Origin of the sequence: Pseudomonas sp. AD21 (genome assembly GCF_002878485.1) — a bacterium.
GTDB lineage: Bacteria > Pseudomonadota > Gammaproteobacteria > Pseudomonadales > Pseudomonadaceae > Aquipseudomonas.
Window position 1 is genome coordinate 37,545 of record NZ_NQYG01000032.1, and the last position, 22,382, is coordinate 59,926.

Here is a 22,382-nt window from a genome sequence, read left to right on the forward strand (position 1 = left end):
GCGAATGTTTCTGCAATCCCAGCGCCATGTCGACAGCTACTACGCCCACAGTTGTGCCGATATCCTCAGCCAACGACCGGCGCTTGAAGGCGCGCAGGACAGCGATGTGGTGATCATCGGCGCGGGGTTCAGTGGCTTGCACACGGCGTTGCGTCTGGCCTTGGCCGGCAAGCGTGTCACGGTGCTGGAAGCCAGTCGTGTGGCGTGGGCCGCGTCGGGGCGTAACGGCGGGCAGGCGATTCTGGGCTGGTCGTGCGACATGCCGCCGCTGGAAGCCGCGCTGGGGCATGAACGGGCAAAACGCCTGTGGGACGGTATGCGTTGGGCCGCGCAGGAGTTGCGCGCACTGCCCGGGCGTCACGGCTTCGATTGCGACTATCGCCCGGGGCATTTGTGGACGTCGGTGATGCCGCGTCGGGTCAGCCTGCTGACCGAATGGCAACACGAAGCCAGTCACAAGTGGGGCCACGATGCACTGCAATTCATTCCCCGTGAAGACTTGCCGCAATGGGTCGCCAGCGAGCGTTATCAGGCCGGCCTCTACGATGCCGAGGGCGCGCACCTCAATCCGCTGAAACTGGCCCTCGGACTGGCCGCCGCCATCGAGCGTGCCGGTGGGCGCATCCATGAACAAAGCAAGGCGTTGAGTTATCAGCCTGAGGGCGGTGGTTGGCGGGTCAACACCGCGCGCGGTTCGGTGAAGGCCGACGTGCTGGTGCTGGCCTGCAACGCCTATCTCGATGAACTCGACCCGCAACTCGCCAGCTGCATCTTGCCGGTCGGCACCTATCAGGTGGCCACCGCGCCGCTGACGTCGGAGCAAGCCACCGCGCTGCTGCCGAGCAACGTCTGCGTGACCGACAATCAGTTCGTCCTCGATTACTTCCGCCGCACGCCCGACAACCGCTTGTTGTTCGGGGGCGGCTGTACCTATCTCGGCGGCATGCCCAAGGACATCGCGGCGGCCACCCGGCCGTTTCTCGAACGGGTGTTCCCACAGCTCAAAGGCGTCGAGCTGGAGTTCGCCTGGGGCGGGCATATCGACCTGACGATCAAGCGCACCCCGGACATAGGTTGCGAGGGCCAGCGTTATTGGTTGCAGGGTTATTCGGGCCACGGCGTACTGCCGACGCTGGCCGCCGCCCGTGCAGTGTCCGATGCGATTCTCGGCCAAGAGGATGAATTGGCGTTGTATCAGGGCCTGAGCAATGGCAGTTTCCCCGGCGGCAAATATCTCGCCGCACCGCTGGAAGCCATCGGCAAGGCCTGGTACCGACTGCGCGACAGCATTTGATGAAAGATTTTCTGGAACCCCGCCCATGAACAAGCAAGAAGAAATCGCTGCGTTGGCGATCCTGATCCACGACCTGCGCAAGCACAAGAAGTACACCCTTAAAGAGCTGGCCGACAAAATCGGCCGTTCGGTGGGCTTTCTCTCGCAGGTCGAACGCGGTCTATCGCGCCCGACCGTGGCCGACCTCACCGCAATCAGCGAAACCCTCGGCGTACCAACCACCTATTTCTACAGCCTGCCCAAACCCAGGCAAGTGCCGTGGGTCACTCGCCCGGACGAGCGCCGCACGCTGTATTACGCCAACGGCATTACCGACATTCTCGTATCGCCGCAGATGCGCGCGTCGTTTTCTATGCTCGAAAGTCATCTGGAACCGGGCGCGAGCAGTGGCGACCGACACATGAGCGACAGCTCGGAGCAGGGCGGCTACGTCCTCGAAGGCGAACTGAGCTTGTGGCTGGGCGATGACGAAGACCCGGTCACGCTGCGCCCCGGCGACAGCTTTCAATTCGACAGTCATGCCCGTTGCCGTTACGGCAATCTCACCCTGCAGCTCACGCGCGTGCTCTGGGTCTACACCTGACAACAACCAAAGGAACACCGACGATGGACGCTGTCTGCTCTGACCTGCTCGCTGAAGTGCGTGCGTTTCGCCAACGCTACCCGGAGGTGCGTTATGTCGATTTGATTTCTCTGGACATTCCGGGGCACTTCTACGGCAAGCGTTATCCAGTGGAAATGCTCGAAAAAGTCGCCGCGGGCAGTGCGCTCAAGCTGCCGCAAAACTGCGTGCTGCTGGGCGTGCAGGGCGGTTTGTTCAAGATCGGCGATTACTGCTTCAACGACGGCGACCCGGATGCCGTGCGCCGCCTGGTCCCTGGCACACTCAAACCGGTGACCTGGGAAGCGCAACCGCTGGGGCAGATGCTGATTACCTCCGACGGCACCGCCAAGCCGATCGAGTTCGAACCCCGCGAAGTGCTCGCGCAAGTGCTCGACCGACTGGCGCGCAAGGGCATTTATCCGGTGGTGGCGTTCGAACTGGAGTTCTACCTGTTCGACAAAAAACTGCGTGACGGCCTGCCGCAATTCCCCCGCGACGAATTGAGCGACGACGCCGATGATCAGCCGAACATGCACATCGAGCGCCTGTCACGTTTCGCCCCGGTACTGGACGACATGGTCGAAGCCACGCGGGCTCAGGGCATCGATGCCACAGTGATTACGGCGGAACTGGGGCCGGGGCAGTTCGAGATCAATTTCGGTCATCTGGACGACGGTTTGCGTGCCGCCGACTGGGCGGCGCTGTTCTGTCGCAGCACCCGTGGCGTTGCACTCAAGCACGGCTACCGCGCCAGTTTCATGGCCAAACCGTACGTGGAGCATCCGGGCAGTGGCATGCATGTGCACGTCAGCCTGTATGACGCGGCGGGCAATAACCTGCTGGCCGCCAATCACCACCAGCCGCTGCGCCACGCGGTGGCCGGGTGCCTGGACTTGCTGCCGCACAGCATGCCGATCTTCGCGCCGAACCAGAACGCCATGCGCCGCTTGAGCGGCACGGTGAACACCGCAACCAAGGCGAGCTGGGGTTACGAAGACCGTGACGCATGCCTGCGCATTCCCGAGTCGGACACGAAGAACCTGCGCATCGAATACCGTCTGGCCGGCGCCGACGCCAACCCGTATCTGGTGCTGGCGGCGATTCTGGTGGGTCTGGAGCACGGGCTGGAAACCGGCAAAGAACCGATCCCGCCACTCAACGACGACCGCAACAGCGGCATCGCTTTCCCCACCGAAATCCTCGACGCGGTGCGCGCCCTGCAACACCAGCCGCAACTGCGGGCGGGACTGGGAGCGGAGTTCGTCGACGTGTATTGCGAGAACAAGCGTCAGGATCACTTGGCGTTCATGCAGGAGATCAGCGCGCGGGAGTATCGCTGGTATTTGTAGTGGGGTGGTCGTGAGTGTTCGCTGTCAGAGGTTTTCCAGCTGCGCAAAGCGTTTTTGGCGCGGTGCTGTCCTGGGGAGTAGAATCACAACCCCACACATAAGGATAGAGAGGGATTTGAATGGAAGCGTCAGGCACTTTTTCTACCAGAAATTTCAAGGCAACCGGCCTGAGTCCAATCCCCGAGATTACGACGTCCTTGCCAGTGTCTATCAGCACCATGGACAAGTGCTACTCGGGCGCTATCGAGGGTGTTTCTGCAACCGCTTTTACTGCCGCGTTCGACATGGCGGCCAGGACGGGCAGTTACATCGCCCTTGAGAGCTTCAAAGGTGCGTTGAACGGGAAAGAAGGCACATTCAATTTCATCCACTCTGCGTCCACGACCGGCACTGATCGGGCAGATGAGTTTTTCTGCATCGTCAGAGGCAGTGGTACAGGTGATTTGAAAGGGATATCGGGATCAGGAGGCATCAAAATCGACAACGATGGCACACACCGTATCTGGATGGATTACCAACTCGAATAGGTCAGAAATCGTTTTCAACCAAGGGTTGTCGCTTGGATTTATCCCGCAGAGGGGCTGCCTGGCTCGGTTGCTTTACCGAAGAAACCGGTGGTTTGAGCAAACTCGACAAACCGCTTGTTTGCCACAGACAAGTATTCGTTAGCCCGCCAGCACAGACTGAAACTCATGGTCTGTGCCGGTTTGAACGGAACCCCGAGCATGCCGGGTACACATCGTTGAATGGAGCGCAGCAGCGTAGAGGCGCCCATTCCATCCAGTGTTGCCTTGATGACCAGTGAGACGAAATTGGTCTGCAATGCTATTCGATAGCGGGCTCCGGAGGCGTCGCAGAAGGTGTCGAACATGTGGCGTTGCAGGAATGACTGGTCAAAAAGCACCATTTTTTCATCTTGTAGACGCCAGGCCTCGATAAAGGACTCGCCCGAAAGCGGGTGGCTATCGTTCATGCACAGCACCATCTCGTCGGTGCCTAACAAAACGGAGTCCCATCCGCTCTCGACTCGACGAGACTCCAGCAGGGCGACATCAATGTCACGGCTTTCCAGTCTCTGGCTGATGTCATCCGCACTGCCTTCAACAACCGTCATGACGATGCCTGGATACTTTTTGCCAAAAGCATTGAGTACCTGCGGAATGTAATTGATCCCGAACATGGGAGGCACGCCGAGACGAATTTCACCGCTGTGTACCTGCGCCAGATCCCGCAGTTCCTGGCGTGCCATGTCTAGTTCAAGCAAAGCGACTTCGACACGTGCAAGAAAGCTTTTTCCTTCAGCCGTCACGGTGATTTGTCGTGCCGCGCGGTTGAAAAGCGTAACCCCCAGTTCCTCCTCCAATCGAGTAATGGCCATGCTCAGTGCTGGTTGAGCGATGTGCAGGCTCTGCGCGGCTTTGGTGAAACTACCTTGCCGCGCAACTTCCACGCAGTACATCAACGCTTTGAGATTCATGCCTGTCACACCCGGATCGAAACCCAAAGCATAACAATCAGTGATGAAATAAATCACAAACTAATATTTTTCGTGATGGAAATGCCTCTCTAAGATGCCGGCGATCACTTCGTGGTCGCCATCTCGAGGATCGCCTCCAGGCAGATGAATAGCCTCTTTCAAAAAGGATTTGAATCGAATGCTTCAGTTCAATGCTCATCTCGGCTTCCAATTCAACGATTTGCCGTTTCTCCAGCGTATCGAAGCAGCTGCGGCCGCTGGATTCAAAGCGGTGGAGTTTCCTTCACCCTATGAATTTGACGCCAGTCACCTGGCCGCACACTTGACTCAATACTCTCTACCTCTGATCCAGTTCGCTGCACCGGCCGGCGTCACCAAGGGCATTGCTGCGCTGCAAGGCAAGGAAGAAGAGTTCCACACAGGTTTAGCCCTGGCCGCGCGCTATGCAAAGGTGTTGGGTTGCCCGAAAGTGCACATCATGTCCGGGATTACTGCACAGGTGTCGGCTGAGCGCAGTTTCATGAGCAACCTGGAATATGCAGTCAAATATTTCGAGGATCAGGGTTTGCAGCCCCTGATCGAAGTGATCAGCCCAAAGGAAATTCCGGGGTACTACATGTCGGATTTCAGTAAGGCGCAACGGGTACTGGAGACCTTCCCGAGCATTGGACTGATACTCGATCTTTACCATGCGCAGCTATTGTCGGGTGACGCCGCCAATGTTCTGTCCCGGTTTTATGAGCGAACCGTCCACGTGCAGATTGCAGACTGCCCAGGTCGTCACGAGCCAGGTACAGGCGCCGTAAACTTTGCTGAATTGTTCGCGACTCTGGAACATCGTGGGTACACCGGATGGATCGGATGTGAGTACCGTCCTTCCAGCACCACTGTTGCAAGCCTGGGCTGGCTGAAGTCGCCATACTTGGCGCGTGATGGCCGATCGCTTCCCGTCGTGTAGGGCCGCATAATGGCCAAGCAGACCAGCGGCTGACCGTCGTAACTGTGATCGCCGAACGGTCGGGTATAGGTCAGCGCCACGCCAAACCTGGCACACCTGGATCAGCGACGCGGCGGCGAAGAAGATCGACAGCGGCGCTGTAGTGTCGAGCGCGGGCAGGGATGCCCGACTGGCTAAATGACGCGGCCTTTCTTCGGTGAAGGATGAGTGGCCGGCTCGGCCCTGGCGGTTTTCAACAACTGCGCGAACGCCGCCTTGTCGATCGGCCGACTCATGAAGTAGCCCTGAACCTCGTTGCATTGATCCTTGCCGAGAATGTCCAGTTGCTCCTCGGTCTCGACGCCTTCTGCGGTGACGGTCAGGCCCATGGCTTTGCCCAGGCCGATGATCGCCTGCACCACGGCGCGATCGTTGGCACCGTGGCTGATCGAGGCAATGAAACGCTTGTCGATCTTGATCCCGTCGAACGGGTACGCACGCAGGTAACCGAGGGATGAGTAACCGGTACCGAAATCATCCATGTTCAGCCGTACACCCAGTTGCTTGAGCGCATTCATGGTGGCCAGCGCACCGTCGGTGTCGACGAGCATCACGTTTTCGGTGATTTCCAGCTCCAGACGACTGGCCGGGAAACGCGTCTGCACCAGTGCTTCGCGCACGTCTTCGACGACATCGCTGAGGGCGAACTGCGCCGGCGACAGGTTGACCGACAGCAGAATGTCCGACGGCCAGGTGAGGGCGGTTTCACAGGCTTCGCGCAGCACCCAGCGCCCCAGCGGCACGATCAGGTCGGTCTGCTCAGCGAGGCCGATGAACAGGTCCGGCCCGAGCAGGCCCTTGGTCGGATGCTGCCAGCGCACCAGGGCTTCGACCGAGACGATGTGCTTGCCGTCGACGGTGTAGCGCGGCTGGTAGTGCAGGAGGAATTCGTCGTTCTTCAGCGCGCCGCGCAAGTCGCTTTCCATCTGCCGGCGCGTCTGGATCTGGTCGCTCATGTGCGCTTCGAAATAGCACCAGGTGTTTTTACCCTCGGACTTGGCCTGATACAGCGCGATGTCGGCGCAGCGGATCAACTCGCTCGGCATGAAGCCCTGACGCCGGCTCAGGGCGATGCCGATGCTTGCACCCACGTGCAGCGGATGATGTTCGAAGGTCAGCGGTTGGTGCAGGCTCTCGACCAGTCGGGTACAGAACCGGTCGACCTCTTGGCGGCTGTCCATGCCATTGAGCACCACGACAAATTCGTCGCCACCCAGACGCGCAACAATGTCGTGTTCACGGGTGCATTCGCGCAGGCGACTGGCGACTTCCTGCAGCACCGCATCGCCGGCCGGGTGCCCGAGGGAATCGTTGATCGGCTTGAAGTTGTCCAGGTCGATCACCAGCAGCGACAGCGGCGGCGCGTGCTCCTTGAGCAGCAGCGCGTCATCCAGATAGCGCGCCAACTGGTTGCGATTGGGCAGGCCGGTGAGGGCGTCGTGCATCGACAGATGCTGGATCTGCGCATGGGCGGCGACTTCGTCGGTGATGTCGCTGGCGGTGCCGCGATAACCGCCTACGGCGTATTTGTCGATGATCGGCCGCGCCGACAACCGACAGTGACGTTGTTGCCCGGCGTGGTCGCGGTAGGTGCAGCGCAGGTCGCTGGCATTGCTGTCTTCGCTGAGCTTTTTCAGCCACAGCTCCAGCGGCGTGGTATCGCACGACACCAATTGTCCGATGCCTTGCCCCAGCCACTGGGTTTGCGGGTAACCAGTCACCTCGCTGAAGCGCGCCGAGAGGTAGGTCAGGCGCAGCTGGTTGTCGACTTCCCAGATCCAGTCCGACGCCGCTTCGGCCACCGCGCGGAAACGTTCTTCACTGGCTTCCAGCGCGTGGTTGGCCGCTTCCAGTGCCTGATTTGACGCTTGCAGCGTGCTGAAACTGTGGTCGACGTAGGTTGAGGAGCGCAACGCATGGCGCAAGAAATACGCGGTCAACAGCATCAGCACTACGAGCACGGCGCCGAGTGTTGGCAGCAGTGACCACAGTAATTGCTGGCCAGGCCGTTCGAGGTCCGCCGTCAGGCTGTAACCAGTGCTGCCCAGCGGTACCCGCGGTTGTTCCCCGGCGGGTTGTTCATCCGGGATCAAGGTCAGGTTCTGCAGACCGTAGGCGGTACCGAGCGCCTGCAGCTTGGTGGGGGTCAACTTGTCGACGAACACCAGTACCGATGTCTGTTGCGGATCGCCCAATGGGCGATCATCGTTGGGCAGGATCGCTGCGGCCGTGACCAGTGCCGGCCAGCCCTCGAACAGTGAGTAGGTATTGATCGGCACGGTCAAATCGGCCTGGCTTTGCACCTGATCGATCAACGACGCCACAGAAACGTTGAGCAGGCGCGAAATCTCCCCCTCGTCCTGCAGGCCTTGTACCACGGCGTATTTGGTGCGCTGTCGATCGAGCACAAACACGCCGTCATAGCCATCACTGGTGAACAGGGTTTTGCCGATGTTTTGCTGGGTGTAGGCCCAGTCGGTGTCGACCTTGGTGTGCAGGTGTTCGTAGGCCGTGGTCCAGTCGGCGTAGCTGGTGATGTAGCTTTTGGACGCGGCGATGCGGTTTTCCAAGGCACGAGCGGTGTAAAAACGGGTCTCGTCGACATCCTCCCGATCCAGGCGAGCGGCAATGCCGAGCAAGGTGCCGATCGCGGCCATCACACCGACGATAAACAGCGCGCCGACCGCGAAGGCCAGACGGCGGGTGATTGCACTTTGCTGAGGCGGAACAGGCGCGGCGGAAGTGAAAATGTCCATATGCACGTCCTTGATCCTGGGTCTGAACCCATCTGGAACAGCAGCCTGAGCGCAATGTTCAATGCGTTTGTGGGCATTGCGCTGACGCGGATTTCCCAAGCGTAGTGAATGTGCAGGTTTTTTGCCTTGAAACCAGTAAAAGCACACGATGACCGGGAGTGCTTCGGCGGGTTCAGTACGAGGAACTGCAGGTAGTTGAGTTGAGAGTCTTACGTACGGTCTGGCATCTTGAATATTCAAGCTGCGAAGAAGGCCATGCCTGGCGTTGTAGTCGCCCATTTGCATTTTCAAGACAATGGAGTTGTAAACGTGGATCAAAACAAAGACGGCCTCAAATCGGCAAATCCCATCGCCGGATTGCCCGGAGCCGTGTTCGAAAAAGCCTGGGAGTTACGATGGGCATTGAAACTCACCTATGTATGTCTGTTTCTGGACTCGCTTTGCGCCTTTGCACTGCATCAGAATCTCATGGGCTTTTCCGGCAATATGGCGATGCTGTGGGAGCGTCTGGGCACAGTTTTCGTGGGTGTCACATCGTTTTGCCTGATCGTGTCGCTAGTGATCCCGGCGATCGCCAGATTCGCGTGTATTGCGGGTATTTATCTGCCCTGGCAATGGTTCGAAGGGCATGTGCGGTATGACATGCTTCATGGTTACGTGACACATGGCGCGTTGCGGGAACACAGTATCAGGAAGGACGATGAATTTGCCTGGAAGCGTTGGGAGTCCGCCGAGTCCATGAGGAACGAGGCACGAGCTAACCGATACCAGGCTGGAGAGCTGATATTCGGCTTGGGGGTGTTCGGGGTTTTCAATGCATGGGTGGGTATCAGCAACGACGTCGAGACCTTGATGCTCGCGCTGAACGCTATCATTGGATTTAGCGGCTGGTTCCTCGTGAGTACAGTCATGGTCGCTGGGCTGTACTGGGCCTGGTGGGCCACCGAGGAAGTGCCGCAGATTTACCACCCAACGCTTTATGAAGAGCTTCGCGCAAAGGAGCCTCCGTTGTTCAGAGCAAAAGCAAAGCATCTGGGCGATCAGGGTAGCGATGATTAGAAATGATCATTGACCTTGATTTTGATAGCAGAGGGGGAGGAGAGCCTCGTCGCAAAGAGGAGGCTTTTCCTGACACTGGGTTCTTAAGGCCCCTTCCTGAGCAACTGCCCCAACGCCTCCAGCTCAGCTTTCTCCACATCGGACACCAGCACGAAACGCATGTGCCCGGCCTGCCACGACACCACATTGAACCCACGAACGCTCTGACTTTGCACGGCTCTGTCGGCCTCGCTCGTCGGCAGGATGAACACGTTGATGATGTGCTTGGCATGCCCGTAACTCAGGGCGGCGGTGGTCTGGTGTTGCAGGTAATCCAGACGTCCACCGAGCAGGGGGAAGCCTTGCGCCGTATAGTCGAACACCGGGGGCGAGAAGTCGAGTTTGCCGGTGAACCACGGTTTGACGGTGTGGCGATCGGAGGACACCACGTCGTTGAGATGTTCGCCCATCAACGAGCGCACATGGCTGGAGACGGCCTCGTCGATCAAGGGTTGCTCGCTGCCCGGGGTGGCGACATACAGCACCATCGCCAGGGCCAGCGCAGCTGCGGAAAACGCCGGGGCCAACCAGTTTCGCCAACCCTGCATGAGCCCGGGCGCGGGTTTGTCAGCGGCCAATACGCTGGCCACCAGTGAGGCCGGGGCCGGGTAGTAGGTTGCATGGCGCTTCACGCTGATCTTGAGCAACTTCGCTTCATCCTGCAGCCGCGCGCACTCGGCGCAGGTGCTCAAGTGCGCTGCCACTTGCGCAGTCGTGGCCGGATCCAGTTCCTGATCCAGATAGCCGTGCAACTGTGTCTGGCAAACCGTGCAGTCGAGTTCATTCATGATCGTGCAACTTCAGTAGTTCGAGCTTGAGCAGGGCACGCGCCCGGGCCAGTCTGGACATGACGGTACCGATGGGGATATCGACCACCAGGGCGATGTCCTTGTAGGGCAGGTCTTCGAGTTCCTTGAGCACAATCACCTCGCGAAACACCGGCGGCAGGGCGCACAGCGCTTGCTGCAGCAACGCGGCATTTTCCGTGTGAATGGCCAGCAGTTCCGGGGTCTGGCTGTGGCTCAGCGGGCCTTCGTCAGCTGCCATGTCGTCATCGATGGCGACCCAGCGATGTCCGGCCGAAGCCTTGAGCCAGGTGTAGCTTTCGTTGCGCACGATGGTCAGAAACCACGCCTTGGCGTTGCCATCGGCGAAGCGCTGCAAAAACCGGAAGGCGCGCAGGGCGCTTTCCTGCACGACATCGCGGGCGGCGCTGTCGTTGCCGGTGAGCCAGCGCGCAAGGTTGTAGGCCGCGTCCAGATGGGGCGCAATCAGTTCCTCAAATCGCTTCATGGTGGGTTCCGCACCGTCACACCCCTATAACCGTGCTGCGGCGGGTTTTATTCGCGCAAAAACATTTATTTTTTGCCGTGGAATAAAGCTTCGCGCCGAAAGGTTTACCTCGTGTCAGCTACCTCACTGTAGTTCGCCCGCGAGGACACACCGATGGACATTCAAGCAAAACACCCGCTGCGCACCGATGGTCCGCTCGATCCAGACCGGCGAACCCTGCTCAAATGCTCGGCGTGGGCCGGGGCCGGGGTGCTCTGGGCCTTGAGCGGCGGCATCCCCAAAGCCTTTGCGCTGGATGAAACGGGCAACGTCAGCGATCCCAAGGCGCTGGCCAGCACCTTTCACTTCGTGCAGATCAGCGATTCGCACATCGGCTTCAACAAGGAAGCCAATCCGGAGCCAGTCAAGACCCTGCAGGTGGCGATCGACAAGGTCATCGCGCTGCCCAAACGGCCGTCGCTGATCTTGCACACCGGCGACATCACTCACCTGTCCAAGCCTGAGGAATTCGACACCGCCGCGCAATTGCTCAAAGGCCTGCCGTCCACCGTGCATTACGTGCCCGGTGAGCACGACACCCTCGACGAGGGCGGCGGCAAGCTTTACCTGGAGCGTTACGGCAAGGGCACCAAAGGCAACGGCTGGTACAGCTTCGATGACCACGGCGTGCACTTCATTGCGCTGATCAATGTCTTCAACTTCCAGGCCGGCCACGAAGCCACCCTCGGCGCCGACCAACTGGCTTGGCTGGCCGATGACTTGCGCGCCGTCAGCAGCAGTACGCCCGTCGTCGTGTTCACCCACATCCCGTTGTGGACGGTTTATCAGCCGTGGGGCTGGGGCACCGAGGACGGCGATCAGGCAATCGCGATGCTGCGCAAGTACGGCTCGGGGACGGGGCTCAACGGGCACATCCATCAGGTCATTCAGAAAGTCGAAGGCAACATCACCTTCCACACCGCCCGAGGCACGGCCTATCCACAGCCAGCACCGGGCGCAGCGCCGTCACCGGGGCCGATGACGGTAGCGGCGGATCAACTGCGCAATTACCTGGGAATCACCGAGGTGCGCGCGACCCAGGGCGATCACCCGCTGGCACTGATTGATTCGACACTGGTTTAACCGAGGGCGAACCGATGAAAATGCGACTGTTGACGCTGGTGTGCCTGCTGCTGGCGATGCCGGTGTGGGCGGCGGAAGTGAAGGTCGACATCAAGGAATTCATGTTCGGCCCCAAGGACCTGACCGTGGCCGTGGGCACCAAGGTGACGTGGGTCAATGACGATCAGATCCCGCACACCGTGGCGGAAACCCACAAGGTGTTTCGCTCGGGAGCGCTGGACACCAATGACAGTTTTTCCTGGGTGTTCGATACGCCGGGGGAGTTTGAGTACTTTTGCGTGTTGCACCCGCAGATGATTGGGAAGGTGGTGGTGACACAGTGAAACGTACCGCAAGGGTGCCGTTCAGTTGAGTGTTACTCAGCTACCGTTCTGCACCTTTGCGGGGCTCGCCATGAGCCTTCTGGTAGCAAATCTCAAAGGTCGGGCATCGCCGCGTGCGCCGATTACTTTCCTTAAATCATTAAAATCAACTGCTTGGCGCATTCCTGCGGACTCTGGCATGCATCGTGCTTTTTTGTATCCGTGGATAATTGGATACAAAAAGACAAAAGGTGCTGCCATGCAATTCGCTCCCGCCTACGATCAACGCCAACCGATGACTGCCGAGGAAGAGGCCTATAACTTTCTGCTGGAGGGCATCTGCGCTGGTCGTTATCGCAAGGGCGACCGGCTGATCGCCGAGGACATTGCCAGCGAAATCGGCATGAGCCGCATGCCTGTACGCGAAGCCTTTCGCCGTCTCGATGCACAGGGGCTGGTGACGCTGAGGCCCAATCGCGGCGCCGTGGTCAGCGGTCTGGATGTCGAGGAAATGCACGAAGTCTTCGAGATGCGCAGTGCGCTGGAAGGGTTGGCGATGCGCATCGCGGTGCCCAGGATCAGCGAGCGTCAGTTGACGGCGCTGGAGCGACTGCTCGATGAAATGGATGACTACCGCGATGAGAGTGCGGCGTGGGTCAGCCGCCACCGCAAGTTTCATGAGTACCTGTGCAGCCTCAGCGGCCGGCCAAGGCTGTTGAAGCAGATCAGCGCGCTGTACTCGCTGATCGAAGCACCCATGCGCCTGTGGCTGCAGCACATTGAAAAACCCCTGAGTGCGCGTCAGGAACACCAGATGATCCTCGATGCGATTCGTGCCGGCGACGCCAGCAAGGCCGAGGCCGTGGTGCGCGACCATATCGAAGGCACGGTGCCCGAGTTGATCAGGTTTCTGCAATCGGAAAAATAACCACAGAGCGGAACACGAGTCCGCCGATGTTTTGACTTTGAGTACTGCCCCGTTACTAACCGAACTGGAGTGTCTGGTCATGCATACGTCTCGCCTGTTACTGGCTGCAATTTCCCTGGGGCTTTGTACGCAGTGGGCGGTTGCCGCACCCACCGTGCCGGAGCGCCTGGCCAGGGTCGACAAACTCACCTATTGCTCTGGCATGGATTCACCGCCGCTGGTGTCCTTCGATGAAGCGCAAAAACCCAAGGGCCTGACCGTCGACCTCGGGCTGGAAATCGCCAAGCGTCTGGGCGACAAGAAGGTCGATTGGCGGGTGATTCCGTTTTCCGGATTGCTCCCGGCCTTGCTAGCCAAACAGTGCGACATGATCGTCGATCAATTGTTCGACAAGCCCGAGCGCCGCGAGGTAATCGATATCGTCAACTACATGTATTCCAGTCAGGCGGTCGTCGTGCCCAAGGGTAATCCGAAGGCGCTCAAGGCCCTGGCCGACCTCAGCGGGCACAAGATCGCGGTGCTCAACGGTTCGACCATCAAGACCCTGCTCGACAGCGAAAATGAAAGCCTGGTCAAGGCCGGCAAGCCACCGATGAAACTGGTGGTCTACAACACCGATACCGATGCCTTCCAGGCCTTGCGCATCAATCAGGTTGACGCTTACGGCACCACGGTCGAAACCGCCGGTTACTACGCCGCGATGGCGCCGGACCTGTTTGAGGAGGGCGTTCCAGCCTTCAGCAGGATCCTCACCGGTTTAGGGATTCGCAAGGACGATGCGCAACTGAGCGCCGCCGTGCAGCAGATCATCACCGACATGCGCAGCGATGGCAGCTACAAGCAGCTTTTGAATAAATGGCACGTTTTCAGCGACACACTCGATTGAGGTAAGCGTTGATGAACTTCAATTGGGATGTGTTCTGGCAGTACCTGTTGCAGCCCAGCGGCGTGTACCTCACCGGACTCTGGTTGACGTGCCTGATCAGTGTGCTGGCGATGTTGCTCGGCTGTGTTCTGGGGCTGGCTGCCGCGCTGTTGCGCTTGTCGAAGAACCCTTTGCTGCATCTGCCAGTGCGCTTTTATGTGTGGCTGATGCGCGGCACGCCGTTGCTGGTGCAGATCGTTTTCCTCTACACGGCGCTGGCAGCGGGCGGGATTTTTCGCTTCGAAGACATCGAGCTGTTCGGGCTGGTGATCCCCGGCAACATCCAGGCCGCGATCATCGCTCTGGGCCTCAATGAAGGCGCGTACATGGCCGAGATCATTCGGGCCGGGATCGGTGCCGTGGACAAGGGCCAGTACGAGGCCGGCCGTTCACTGGGCATGACCTTCGCCAAATTGATGCGCCGCATCGTGCTGCCGCAAGCGTTCAGGGTGATCGTGCCGCCGCTGGGCAACGAGTTCAACGTGATGCTGAAAAACACCACGCTGGTCAGCGTGATCGGCGTGCAGGAGCTGTTGCTCAGCACGCAAATGGTCACCTCGGCGACCTTTCGGGTGTTCGAGTTGTACCTGGTGGTGGCGATCTATTTCCTGTTGCTCACCACCTTGTGGGGCTTCTTTCAGCGCTGGTTGGAGAGCCGTTTCGGCCAGTCGGACCGACCTTCTGCGCCACCGCCGGCCTCCAGCCGGATGTTCGGGCGCGGTACTCTGAAACTGCTGAGGGGACGCTAATCATGGCGCATCAAAGTGACGAATTGATCATCGAGGCGCTGAACATTCACAAATCCTTCGGTGATCTGCAGATTCTCAAGGGCATTTCCCTGCAAGTGCGGCGCGGTGAAGTGGTGGTGCTGATTGGCGCTTCGGGCTCGGGCAAAACCACGTTTATCCGCTGCATCAATCTGCTCGAAGACATTCAGTCCGGGGAGATTCGGGTCAGTGGCCGGCCGATGGGCTATCGCACCCGGGCTGACGGCAGCCTGGTGCGCGATTCCGAGCGCAACATCGCTCGCCAGCGCCGGGACATTGGCATGGTGTTCCAGCGCTTCAACCTGTTCCCGCATATGACCGCCCTGGAAAACATCATCGAAGCACCGATTCAGGTGTTAGGTGTGCCACGCCAGGCTGCGCTGGAGCAGGCGCAAGCATTGCTCAAGCGCGTCGGACTGACGGACAAGGCCAGTCATTACCCCTCGATGCTCTCCGGTGGCCAGCAGCAACGGGTGGCGATCGCTCGGGCGCTGGCGATGAAACCCCAGGCGATGCTGTTCGACGAACCCACCAGCGCCCTCGACCCGGAAACCGTCGGCGAGGTCCTGCAGGTGATGAAAGAGTTGGCTGAGGAGGGCATGACCATGGTCGTGGTCACCCATGAAATGGGTTTTGCCCGCGAAGTGGCCGACCGGGTGGTGGTGCTCGACCAGGGCGAACTGATCGAACAAGGCCCGCCGGAGCAGATTTTCAGCCGTCCCACTCATCCCCGTACCCAAGCCTTTCTCAGCCGCGTGCTGTGAACTTCACAAGGAAATCGACGATGCGTTTATCGAGTGTGTTCGCGGCGCTGTGCTGCGTCGCCGTGGTGCCCATGCTTCAGGCTGCCGATTCGGTGGTGAAGGTTTACAACTGGTCCGATTACATCGGCCCCGACACGCTGAAGAATTTCGAGAAAGACAACGCGATCAAGGTTCAGTACGACATCTTCGACACCAATGAAATGCTTGAGGCCAAGTTGCTCTCGGGGCACTCGGGCTATGACGTGGTGGTGCCGTCCAGCCAGTTTCTGTCCAAGCAGATTCGCGCCGGCGCCTATCAGCCGCTGCAACGGGAATTGCTGGATAACTGGAAGCATCTCGATCCGCGTCTGATGCAGCGTCTGCAAGCCGCCGACCCGGGCAATAAATACGCGGTGCCGTACATGTGGGGCACCGTGGGCATCGGCTACAACGAGGAGAAGGTGCGCGCGGTATTGGGCAAGGACGTGCCGCTGGATTCGTGGGCGATGGTGTTCGATCCGCAAAACCTCGCCAAACTCAAAAGCTGTGGCGTGGCCTTTCTCGATGCGCCGGTGAAGATCATTCCTCAGACCTTGCTCTACCTCGGACTGGACCCCAACAGCGTCAAGCCCGACGACTACAAGCAGGCGTCTAAACTGCTGATGACCCTGCGGCCCTCGGTGACTTACTTCAACTCTTCGAAGTACACCGCCGATTTGGCCAACGGCGATATCTGCGTGGCGATCGGCTATTCCGGTGACGTGATGCAGGCCCGGACCCGGGCGCGCGAGGCGGGGAAAAACATCGACATTCGCTACCTGATTCCCAAGGAGGGGGTGAACCTCTGGTTTGACATGCTGGCGATCCCCAAGGACGCCGGCAACGTTGCCAATGCCCATGCCTTCATCAACTACTTGCTGCGTCCTGAGGTGATTGCGCCAGTCAGCGACTACGTCGGCTACGCCAACCCGAACAAGGATGCCACGGCGCTGATGGACGCCAAAGTCAGTGGCAATCCAGGGATCTACCCGACTGACGAAGTGATCAACCATGCCTTCGTCTCGGCCGATCTGCCGGAAAACATCCAGCGCCTGATCACCCGCGAATGGAACCGGATCAAGTCCGGCCAATGAATTGTTGATTTGAAGAGTCTTTGCCATGTTGAAATTCTCTGCTCACGAGTATCCCTATCCATCGCAACGCCAAAGCGTGTTCGCTCGTCGCGGCATGGTCGCGGCGTCCCAGCCGCTGGCCGCTCAGGCCGGCATCGAGATGATGCAAAGGGGCGGTAATGCGATCGACGCCGCCATCGCCACGGCAGCGGCGCTGACCGTAGTCGAGCCTACAGGCTGCGGTTTGGGCGGCGATGCGTTTGCACTGGTCTGGTTCAAGAATCAGTTGCACGGCCTCAATGCCAACGGTCATGCCCCGGCCAGTCTGAGCATCGAAGCGGTCAAGGCCGCCGGGCATGAACAGATGCCGCTGTATGGCTGGACGCCGGTGACGGTGCCCGGTTGCCCATCGGCCTGGGCCGAGCTGTCGCAACGCTTTGGCGTGCTGCCGTTTGCCGATTTGCTGCAACCGGCGATCAGCCTGGCCATAGACGGTTTTCCGCTGTCGCCGGTGGTTGCCCATCAGTGGCAGATCGCGCTGGATGAGTTTGGTCCCCATCGCGATGAGGTGCTGCAGGCCTGGTTCGACACCTTTTTGATTGACGGTCGGGCGCCCAAGGCCGGGGAGCTATTCCGTAACCCGGCGCAGGCACGCACCCTTGAAGAACTCGCGGCGAGCCGCTGTGAGAGCTTGTATCGCGGTGCGCTGGCGCAACGCCTGGATGCGCATTCGCGGGCAACAGGCGGCTATTTGCGCGCCACGGATCTTGAGCATTACCGTGCGCAGTGGGTGGAGCCGATCCACGTCAATTACCGGGGCGTGGATGTCTGGGAAATCCCGCCAAGCGGGCAGGGGTTGGTTGCGCTGATGGCGCTGAAGATTCTCGAAGGCTTCGACTTCGATCACCGCGACAGCCAGCAGACTTGGCACCGTCAACTGGAGGCGATGAAGCTCGCCTACAGCGATGGCCTGCACTACATCACCGATCCGCTGCACATGCGCGTGGCCGTGGCCGATCTGTTGAGTGATGGCTACAGCGCTCGTCGCCGTGAACAGATCGGCGAGCAGGCCCAGCCGCCGAAACCGGGTGACCCTCACGCCAGCGGCACGGTGTATCTGGCCACGGCCGATGGGCAAGGCAATATGGTCTCGTTCATCCAGAGCAATTACCACGGCTTCGGCTCGGGCGTGGTGCTGCCTGACAGCGGCATCGCCTTGCAAAACCGCGGGCAGGAATTCAGCCTCGACCCGGAGCATGCCAACGCACTGGCCCCGGGCAAGAAGACCTTCCATACGATCATTCCCGGCTTCCTCACCAAGGACGGCCAGGCGCTTGGACCATTTGGTGTGATGGGCGGCTACATGCAGCCGCAGGGCCATGTGCAGATGGTCATGAACCTGGTGGATTTCGGCTTGAACCCGCAATCGGCACTGGATGCACCGCGCTGGCAATGGCTGGGCGGCATGAAAGTCGGCATCGAGCAGGACGCTTCAAGGGATCTGGCCAATGCGCTGGCACGCCGGGGGCATGAGGTGCAGATCGCCAGTGACCTGACGGATTACGGACGAGGGCAGATCATTCTGCGTGACCCGGTGACGGGCGTGTTGTGTGGGGGGACTGAGCCGCGGGCGGATTCGCATATTGCGGTGTGGTAGAGGTGGCAGTAGCACACACTTTTTCACAAAGACCTCCCAGCCTCCATTCGATGGCAGAATCTCCCTGACCTGACTGTTTTGGAGAACACCATGCTTCGTGTGTTTGAACGAAGACTCGACCCTTTCCCGCCTGACGAGGTACCACCGCCGCCCAACGGCCTGGCCAAATTTCTCTGGGCCTGCACCCGGGGTGCCCGTGGTTACATTCTGGCGTTGGCGCTGCTCAGTGCCGGCGTGTCGATTTATGAGGCGTGGCTGTTTTCCTTCCTCGGCCAGGTCGTGGACCTGCTCTCGACGTGGCAGGCCGGCGGCGAAGCGGCGGTGCAGGAGAGCCGCGTGTTGTGGGGGATGGGCATTGTCATGGTGTTCAGTGTCGGGCTGGTGGCGTTGCGCACCATGGTCCAGCATCAGATCCTGGCAATTAACCTGCCGCTGCGTCTGCGCTGGGATTTCCACCGGTTGATGCTGCGGCAAAGCCTTTCGTTTTTCTCCGATGAGTTCTCTGGCCGCGTCACCACCAAAGTGATGCAGACGGCGCTGGCGGTACGCGATGTGCTGTTCACTCTGATCGAAATCTTGCCCGGGATCGGCGTGTATTTCATTGCGATCATCGCGCTGGCCGGCGGCTTCGCGCTGAAGCTGATGTTGCCGTTCCTGGCCTGGGTCGTGCTGTTCGGTCTGGCCATGTGGTACTTCGTGCCGCGTCTGGGCAAAGTCGGGCAGGAACAGGCCAATGCGCGCTCGATGATGACCGGGCGTATCGCCGATGCTTACACCAACATCACGACTGTGAAGCTGTTCTCACACTCCAACCGCGAAGCGCACTTCGCGCGGGCCGCGATGGAAGATTTCAAACTGACCGGTTTTCGCCAGATGCGCCTGGTCAGCCTGTTCGAGATCGTCAATCAGGCCCTGGTCGTCGCGTTGATCATGTCCGCCGGGGGCTATGCCCTGTGGCTGTGGCACCAGGGAGCTGTCGGCGCCGGTGCGGTGGCGGCGATCACCGCCATGGCGTTGCGGATCAATGGCATGTCGAACTGGATCATGTGGCAAATGACCTCGCTGTTCGAAAGCATCGGCACCGTCCAGGATGGCATGGCGACGCTGACCCAAGGCACCAAGGTGCAGGACGCGCCGAATGCTGGCGTGCTGGTCACTTCTGGTGGTGCGGTGACCTTCGACAAGGTGCGATTCAACTACGGTGGCGAACGTCAGGTACTCGATGGCTTGAGCCTGAACATCCGCCCGGGCGAGAAAATCGGTCTGGTGGGCCGCTCCGGTGCCGGCAAATCCACGCTGATCAACCTGCTGCTGCGCTTTTATGACGTCGACAGCGGGGAGATTCGCATCGACGGGCAAAACATCGCGCACGTCACGCAAGACAGCCTGCGCAGTTGCATCGGCATGGTCACCCAGGACACCTCGCTGCTGCACCGCTCCATTCGCGACAACATCGCTTACGGCCGGCCCGATGCAACCGACGCGCAAATCCGTCGTGCTGCCGCCAATGCCCAGGCCGATGAGTTCATCAGCCAACTCAGCGATCGCCAAGGCCACACTGGCTACGACACGCTGGTGGGCGAGCGGGGGATCAAGCTGTCCGGCGGCCAGCGCCAACGGGTCGCAATTGCCCGGGTGATGCTGAAGAACGCGCCGATCCTGTTGCTGGACGAGGCCACCAGCGCGCTGGACTCGGAAGTCGAAGTAGCGATTCAGGAAAGCCTCGATGAAATGATGCAGGGCAAGACCGTGATCGCGATCGCCCATCGGTTGTCGACGATTGCAGCCATGGATCGCCTGATCGTCATGGACGATGGGCGCATCATCGAGCAGGGCACCCACTCAGAGTTGCTTGAGAAGAACGGCGTGTATGCGCGGCTGTGGGCGCATCAGAGCGGCGGCTTCCTGGGTGAGGACAGAGGCGTGATCGAGGCGCTGGATCAGGCGTGAGAGGGGAGCGCTTGCGGCCATGGGTAGCTAAAGTGTTTCTGGCTAATCAACAGCGGTGATCATGCTCGAGCAACTTGCCGCATCATGGCGGCAAGTAGCATCAGGCCCTACAAGGTAAATGACAGCGCAGAGAACACCATACCGCCACTGCCCGCCCAGCCCATGCAAAACTGGCCTTTCTCGGCTTCGCCTCGGCTCATGGCATCGAAGATGCCGAAGGGGATGGACGCCGTAATGATGTTGCCGGTCTTATGCCCGACGTGATGCAGCTTGTGATCAATACCGATCAGTTGGCCAATGTGCTCCCACATCTTTGGCGAACCGGTATGAATAAACACTTTATGAACATCCGCAGCAGAGATGTTTTGCAGGTTGAATACTTTTATCGCCTCATTTCGACCATCTTCATGCAAGGCTGCCGCGTAGGAATTAAATTGATACTGCCCGCCGGTGGGTGAAATGCGGGCAATATCCTCCTCATTGCAGAATAGTTTCCAATCCGGCAGGGAAATGGTCGATAAATCACTCAAGTCCGGTCTGTTGATGTATGAAAACTTGAAGTTGCCTGGGGCCTCATTACTGAGGATGGTGACGGTGACTGCTTCGCCAATGGTAAAACTCGGAAACTTGTAAGCCAGTTCTGCCGGCGACTGCAAAGAGAAGTTCCTGGGCATGACCGGTCCGCCAGCAGACATGCCAAATTCCATATTGACGATAGCCGCGTAGCGAATCTCGCCTGCCTGCATTTTACTGTTGATGACATCCATGGCTGTCACCCAGCCGTTACAGGCGTCCACCACATCAAAGTTTCTGCAGCTCAGGCCCAGGGCCTTGGCGATGAACGTACTGTTGGCAGGCTCGATGAATCCTCGCGTGACGTTCGGATAGATCAACAGATCCAGATCGGCCTTATCGATATTGGCCTGGGCGAGCGCCGAGTTGAATGCAGACTCCATCAGATCCATCGGCTTTTCGTTGGCGCCCAGCCAGTGGCGCGTGCCGCTACCGCTTTTTTCAAGCAACTTGCCTATGGTCTTCAGCGTTTTTGGCAAGTCATCCTGGAACGTATCTTTAGAGTGTTCCTCGACCAGGTTTATAACGTCCTGATTGCTGACGATGCGTGACGGAAGAATCCCGGACAGCCCAACTATTTTCATGTGACTTCCTTGTTAAAAGTATGCATCCGTGGGCAATGGCCGCGAATGAGCAACACCTTGCTCATCCCTGTAAGGAGCCACTGGCGCCAATACTTTTAGCACAAAAAAATAGCGGATCAAGGTTGTTTTCAGTAATTCCCTTCAGTTGGATTCAATCATGATCTGGGTCAATATCTAGCCGATTTCAGATTCGCAAAAAAGTATCAGGGCTGTCCCTCACGAACGGCCGCTTTCGGCCAACAGAGCACATTCATGCAGCGCCTGTCTCGACGCAGCAAAATAATTGGAACCGCGTTCTGAGGCGTACGCCTAATGATCAGCTTGTGTTCAATTGCACAGGCGCTGTGCCAATACCGGCATATTCCGAGAGGTGGTCAACGTGGCTAAAGACGAGAAGAAAAGCAAAGATGATGCTTCGAAAGCCAGCAAGGACTTGAAAGACCAAAAGTCATCAGCGGCCAAGAAATCAGCTGCTGCCTCGATGCTTTCAAAGTCTTCCGACAAGAAGGACAAGAAGGACAAGAAGAAAGACGCCGAACCGAAGAAATCTGCAAAAAAAGCGGATAGCAAGCCAGAGAAGGCCAAAGAGCCCAAGAAAGCAGACAAGCCGGCGAAAAAGAAAAAGTGATCGCTGCTGCTCGCTAGGGCGTGACGCTCTTTGCAGGTCGGTCCGATGCGTTCGATCGCCAGTAGCATGAAGCTCACCACCACCGGTGTTTCTGACACACCTCAAAACCCATGTGGGAGTGGGCTTGCTCACGAACGCGCTGTGTCATTCAGCGATGAGGTTGCCTGACCCGGCGCCTTCGCGAGCAAGCCCGCTCCCACAATTGATCTTCGTTGCTTTGAGC

Annotated in this window: 21 protein-coding genes; 16 read left to right on the forward strand and 5 right to left on the reverse strand. The window is 59.2% G+C overall.

Annotated elements, in window-relative coordinates:
- Window positions 1-4: 4 nt before the first annotated feature.
- The 4 genes from PseAD21_RS18570 to PseAD21_RS18585 all read left to right on the forward strand — a co-directional run bounded on the left by PseAD21_RS18570 (window position 5) and on the right by PseAD21_RS18585 (window position 3,774).
- Window positions 5-1,294, forward strand: coding sequence for an FAD-binding oxidoreductase (locus PseAD21_RS18570; protein WP_102356939.1), 1,290 nt, complete (start codon window positions 5-7; stop codon window positions 1,292-1,294).
- 25 nt (window positions 1,295-1,319) lie between these two features.
- The gene (locus PseAD21_RS18575) at window positions 1,320-1,877 is read left to right on the forward strand and encodes a helix-turn-helix domain-containing protein (RefSeq protein ID WP_102356940.1); all 558 of its coding nucleotides are present in this window, start codon (window positions 1,320-1,322) and stop codon (window positions 1,875-1,877) included.
- A 23-nt stretch (window positions 1,878-1,900) separates the two neighbouring features.
- On the forward strand, window positions 1,901-3,247 hold the full coding sequence (locus PseAD21_RS18580) for a glutamine synthetase family protein (protein WP_102356941.1): 1,347 nt from the start codon (window positions 1,901-1,903) through the stop codon (window positions 3,245-3,247).
- Between the two features lie 119 nt (window positions 3,248-3,366).
- Entirely contained in the window at window positions 3,367-3,774 is a 408-nt protein-coding gene (locus tag PseAD21_RS18585) for a DUF3224 domain-containing protein (protein ID WP_102356942.1), read from the forward strand.
- Between the two features lie 38 nt (window positions 3,775-3,812).
- Here the strand turns inward: PseAD21_RS18585 and PseAD21_RS18590 are convergent, their stop codons facing one another.
- A complete protein-coding gene (locus PseAD21_RS18590) occupies window positions 3,813-4,724 on the reverse strand; it encodes a LysR family transcriptional regulator (RefSeq protein ID WP_102356943.1) in 912 nt (303 codons plus the stop codon).
- A 178-nt stretch (window positions 4,725-4,902) separates the two neighbouring features.
- Between PseAD21_RS18590 and PseAD21_RS18595 the strand changes: the two genes are divergently transcribed.
- Window positions 4,903-5,682, forward strand: a complete 780-nt coding sequence (locus PseAD21_RS18595; protein WP_102356944.1) for a hydroxypyruvate isomerase family protein — start codon at window positions 4,903-4,905, stop codon at window positions 5,680-5,682.
- Between the two features lie 173 nt (window positions 5,683-5,855).
- Here the strand turns inward: PseAD21_RS18595 and PseAD21_RS18600 are convergent, their stop codons facing one another.
- Window positions 5,856-8,477 carry an EAL domain-containing protein gene (locus tag PseAD21_RS18600; protein ID WP_102356945.1) on the reverse strand — a complete coding sequence of 874 codons (2,622 nt, stop codon included), beginning with the start codon at window positions 8,475-8,477 and terminating at the stop codon, window positions 5,856-5,858.
- A gap of 228 nt (window positions 8,478-8,705) precedes the next feature.
- Between PseAD21_RS18600 and PseAD21_RS18605 the strand changes: the two genes are divergently transcribed.
- Complete coding sequence (locus PseAD21_RS18605) at window positions 8,706-9,536, forward strand: hypothetical protein (protein WP_146011299.1); 831 nt, start codon at window positions 8,706-8,708, stop codon at window positions 9,534-9,536.
- An 83-nt stretch (window positions 9,537-9,619) separates the two neighbouring features.
- Here PseAD21_RS18605 and PseAD21_RS18610 read toward each other — a convergent pair whose 3' ends face one another.
- Both PseAD21_RS18610 and PseAD21_RS18615 read right to left on the reverse strand, forming a co-directional pair.
- Window positions 9,620-10,363, reverse strand: coding sequence for an anti-sigma factor (locus tag PseAD21_RS18610; RefSeq protein ID WP_102356947.1), 744 nt, complete (start codon window positions 10,361-10,363; stop codon window positions 9,620-9,622).
- A complete protein-coding gene (locus PseAD21_RS18615) occupies window positions 10,356-10,868 on the reverse strand; it encodes a sigma-70 family RNA polymerase sigma factor (RefSeq protein ID WP_102356948.1) in 513 nt (170 codons plus the stop codon). The genes PseAD21_RS18610 and PseAD21_RS18615 overlap by 8 nt, the downstream gene beginning before the upstream one ends.
- 153 nt (window positions 10,869-11,021) lie before the next feature.
- Here PseAD21_RS18615 and PseAD21_RS18620 point away from each other — a divergent pair, with 153 nt between their 5' ends.
- From PseAD21_RS18620 to PseAD21_RS18660, 9 genes are all read left to right on the forward strand, one after another.
- On the forward strand, window positions 11,022-11,990 hold the full coding sequence (locus PseAD21_RS18620; RefSeq protein WP_102356949.1) for a metallophosphoesterase: 969 nt from the start codon (window positions 11,022-11,024) through the stop codon (window positions 11,988-11,990).
- 14 nt (window positions 11,991-12,004) lie between these two features.
- On the forward strand, window positions 12,005-12,313 hold the full coding sequence (locus tag PseAD21_RS18625; protein ID WP_102356950.1) for a plastocyanin/azurin family copper-binding protein: 309 nt from the start codon (window positions 12,005-12,007) through the stop codon (window positions 12,311-12,313).
- A gap of 238 nt (window positions 12,314-12,551) precedes the next feature.
- Window positions 12,552-13,220 (forward strand): GntR family transcriptional regulator, encoded by a 669-nt coding sequence (locus PseAD21_RS18630; RefSeq protein ID WP_102356951.1) that lies wholly within the window; start codon window positions 12,552-12,554, stop codon window positions 13,218-13,220.
- 79 nt (window positions 13,221-13,299) lie between these two features.
- Window positions 13,300-14,106, forward strand: coding sequence for an ABC transporter substrate-binding protein (locus PseAD21_RS18635; protein WP_102356952.1), 807 nt, complete (start codon window positions 13,300-13,302; stop codon window positions 14,104-14,106).
- Between the two features lie 11 nt (window positions 14,107-14,117).
- Window positions 14,118-14,894 carry an amino acid ABC transporter permease gene (locus tag PseAD21_RS18640; protein ID WP_102356953.1) on the forward strand — a complete coding sequence of 259 codons (777 nt, stop codon included), beginning with the start codon at window positions 14,118-14,120 and terminating at the stop codon, window positions 14,892-14,894.
- A gap of 2 nt (window positions 14,895-14,896) precedes the next feature.
- Window positions 14,897-15,676, forward strand: coding sequence for an amino acid ABC transporter ATP-binding protein (locus tag PseAD21_RS18645; RefSeq protein WP_102356954.1), 780 nt, complete (start codon window positions 14,897-14,899; stop codon window positions 15,674-15,676).
- Between the two features lie 20 nt (window positions 15,677-15,696).
- The gene (locus tag PseAD21_RS18650; protein ID WP_102356955.1) at window positions 15,697-16,788 is read left to right on the forward strand and encodes a polyamine ABC transporter substrate-binding protein; all 1,092 of its coding nucleotides are present in this window, start codon (window positions 15,697-15,699) and stop codon (window positions 16,786-16,788) included.
- A gap of 25 nt (window positions 16,789-16,813) precedes the next feature.
- Window positions 16,814-18,424: a gamma-glutamyltransferase family protein gene (locus PseAD21_RS18655; protein WP_102356956.1), complete on the forward strand. Its 1,611-nt coding sequence runs from the start codon at window positions 16,814-16,816 to the stop codon at window positions 18,422-18,424.
- A 90-nt stretch (window positions 18,425-18,514) separates the two neighbouring features.
- Window positions 18,515-20,374 carry an ABC transporter ATP-binding protein gene (locus tag PseAD21_RS18660; RefSeq protein WP_102356957.1) on the forward strand — a complete coding sequence of 620 codons (1,860 nt, stop codon included), beginning with the start codon at window positions 18,515-18,517 and terminating at the stop codon, window positions 20,372-20,374.
- Window positions 20,375-20,481: 107 nt separating this feature from the next.
- On the opposite strand, the gene PseAD21_RS18665 is transcribed toward PseAD21_RS18660, so the two are convergent.
- Window positions 20,482-21,531, reverse strand: coding sequence for a 3-oxoacyl-[acyl-carrier-protein] synthase III C-terminal domain-containing protein (locus PseAD21_RS18665; protein WP_102356958.1), 1,050 nt, complete (start codon window positions 21,529-21,531; stop codon window positions 20,482-20,484).
- A gap of 379 nt (window positions 21,532-21,910) precedes the next feature.
- Between PseAD21_RS18665 and PseAD21_RS18670 the strand changes: the two genes are divergently transcribed.
- A complete protein-coding gene (locus tag PseAD21_RS18670; protein WP_102356961.1) occupies window positions 21,911-22,159 on the forward strand; it encodes a hypothetical protein in 249 nt (82 codons plus the stop codon).
- The last annotated feature ends 223 nt before the right edge of the window (window positions 22,160-22,382 follow it).

Bases quoted from the DNA above. Each gene is read 5' to 3' on its own strand.
- PseAD21_RS18570 (WP_102356939.1), top strand. From the start codon at position 5: ATGTTTCTGCAATCCCAGCGCCATGTCGACAGCTACTACGCCCACAGT.
- PseAD21_RS18575 (WP_102356940.1), top strand. From the start codon at position 1,320: ATGAACAAGCAAGAAGAAATCGCTGCGTTGGCGATCCTGATCCACGAC.
- PseAD21_RS18580 (WP_102356941.1), top strand. From the start codon at position 1,901: ATGGACGCTGTCTGCTCTGACCTGCTCGCTGAAGTGCGTGCGTTTCGC.
- PseAD21_RS18585 (WP_102356942.1), top strand. From the start codon at position 3,367: ATGGAAGCGTCAGGCACTTTTTCTACCAGAAATTTCAAGGCAACCGGC.
- PseAD21_RS18590 (WP_102356943.1), bottom strand. From the start codon at position 4,724: ATGAATCTCAAAGCGTTGATGTACTGCGTGGAAGTTGCGCGGCAAGGT.
- PseAD21_RS18595 (WP_102356944.1), top strand. From the start codon at position 4,903: ATGCTTCAGTTCAATGCTCATCTCGGCTTCCAATTCAACGATTTGCCG.
- PseAD21_RS18600 (WP_102356945.1), bottom strand. From the start codon at position 8,477: ATGGACATTTTCACTTCCGCCGCGCCTGTTCCGCCTCAGCAAAGTGCA.
- PseAD21_RS18610 (WP_102356947.1), bottom strand. From the start codon at position 10,363: ATGAATGAACTCGACTGCACGGTTTGCCAGACACAGTTGCACGGCTAT.
- PseAD21_RS18615 (WP_102356948.1), bottom strand. From the start codon at position 10,868: ATGAAGCGATTTGAGGAACTGATTGCGCCCCATCTGGACGCGGCCTAC.
- PseAD21_RS18620 (WP_102356949.1), top strand. From the start codon at position 11,022: ATGGACATTCAAGCAAAACACCCGCTGCGCACCGATGGTCCGCTCGAT.
- PseAD21_RS18625 (WP_102356950.1), top strand. From the start codon at position 12,005: ATGAAAATGCGACTGTTGACGCTGGTGTGCCTGCTGCTGGCGATGCCG.
- PseAD21_RS18630 (WP_102356951.1), top strand. From the start codon at position 12,552: ATGCAATTCGCTCCCGCCTACGATCAACGCCAACCGATGACTGCCGAG.
- PseAD21_RS18635 (WP_102356952.1), top strand. From the start codon at position 13,300: ATGCATACGTCTCGCCTGTTACTGGCTGCAATTTCCCTGGGGCTTTGT.
- PseAD21_RS18640 (WP_102356953.1), top strand. From the start codon at position 14,118: ATGAACTTCAATTGGGATGTGTTCTGGCAGTACCTGTTGCAGCCCAGC.
- PseAD21_RS18645 (WP_102356954.1), top strand. From the start codon at position 14,897: ATGGCGCATCAAAGTGACGAATTGATCATCGAGGCGCTGAACATTCAC.
- PseAD21_RS18650 (WP_102356955.1), top strand. From the start codon at position 15,697: ATGCGTTTATCGAGTGTGTTCGCGGCGCTGTGCTGCGTCGCCGTGGTG.
- PseAD21_RS18655 (WP_102356956.1), top strand. From the start codon at position 16,814: ATGTTGAAATTCTCTGCTCACGAGTATCCCTATCCATCGCAACGCCAA.
- PseAD21_RS18660 (WP_102356957.1), top strand. From the start codon at position 18,515: ATGCTTCGTGTGTTTGAACGAAGACTCGACCCTTTCCCGCCTGACGAG.
- PseAD21_RS18665 (WP_102356958.1), bottom strand. From the start codon at position 21,531: ATGAAAATAGTTGGGCTGTCCGGGATTCTTCCGTCACGCATCGTCAGC.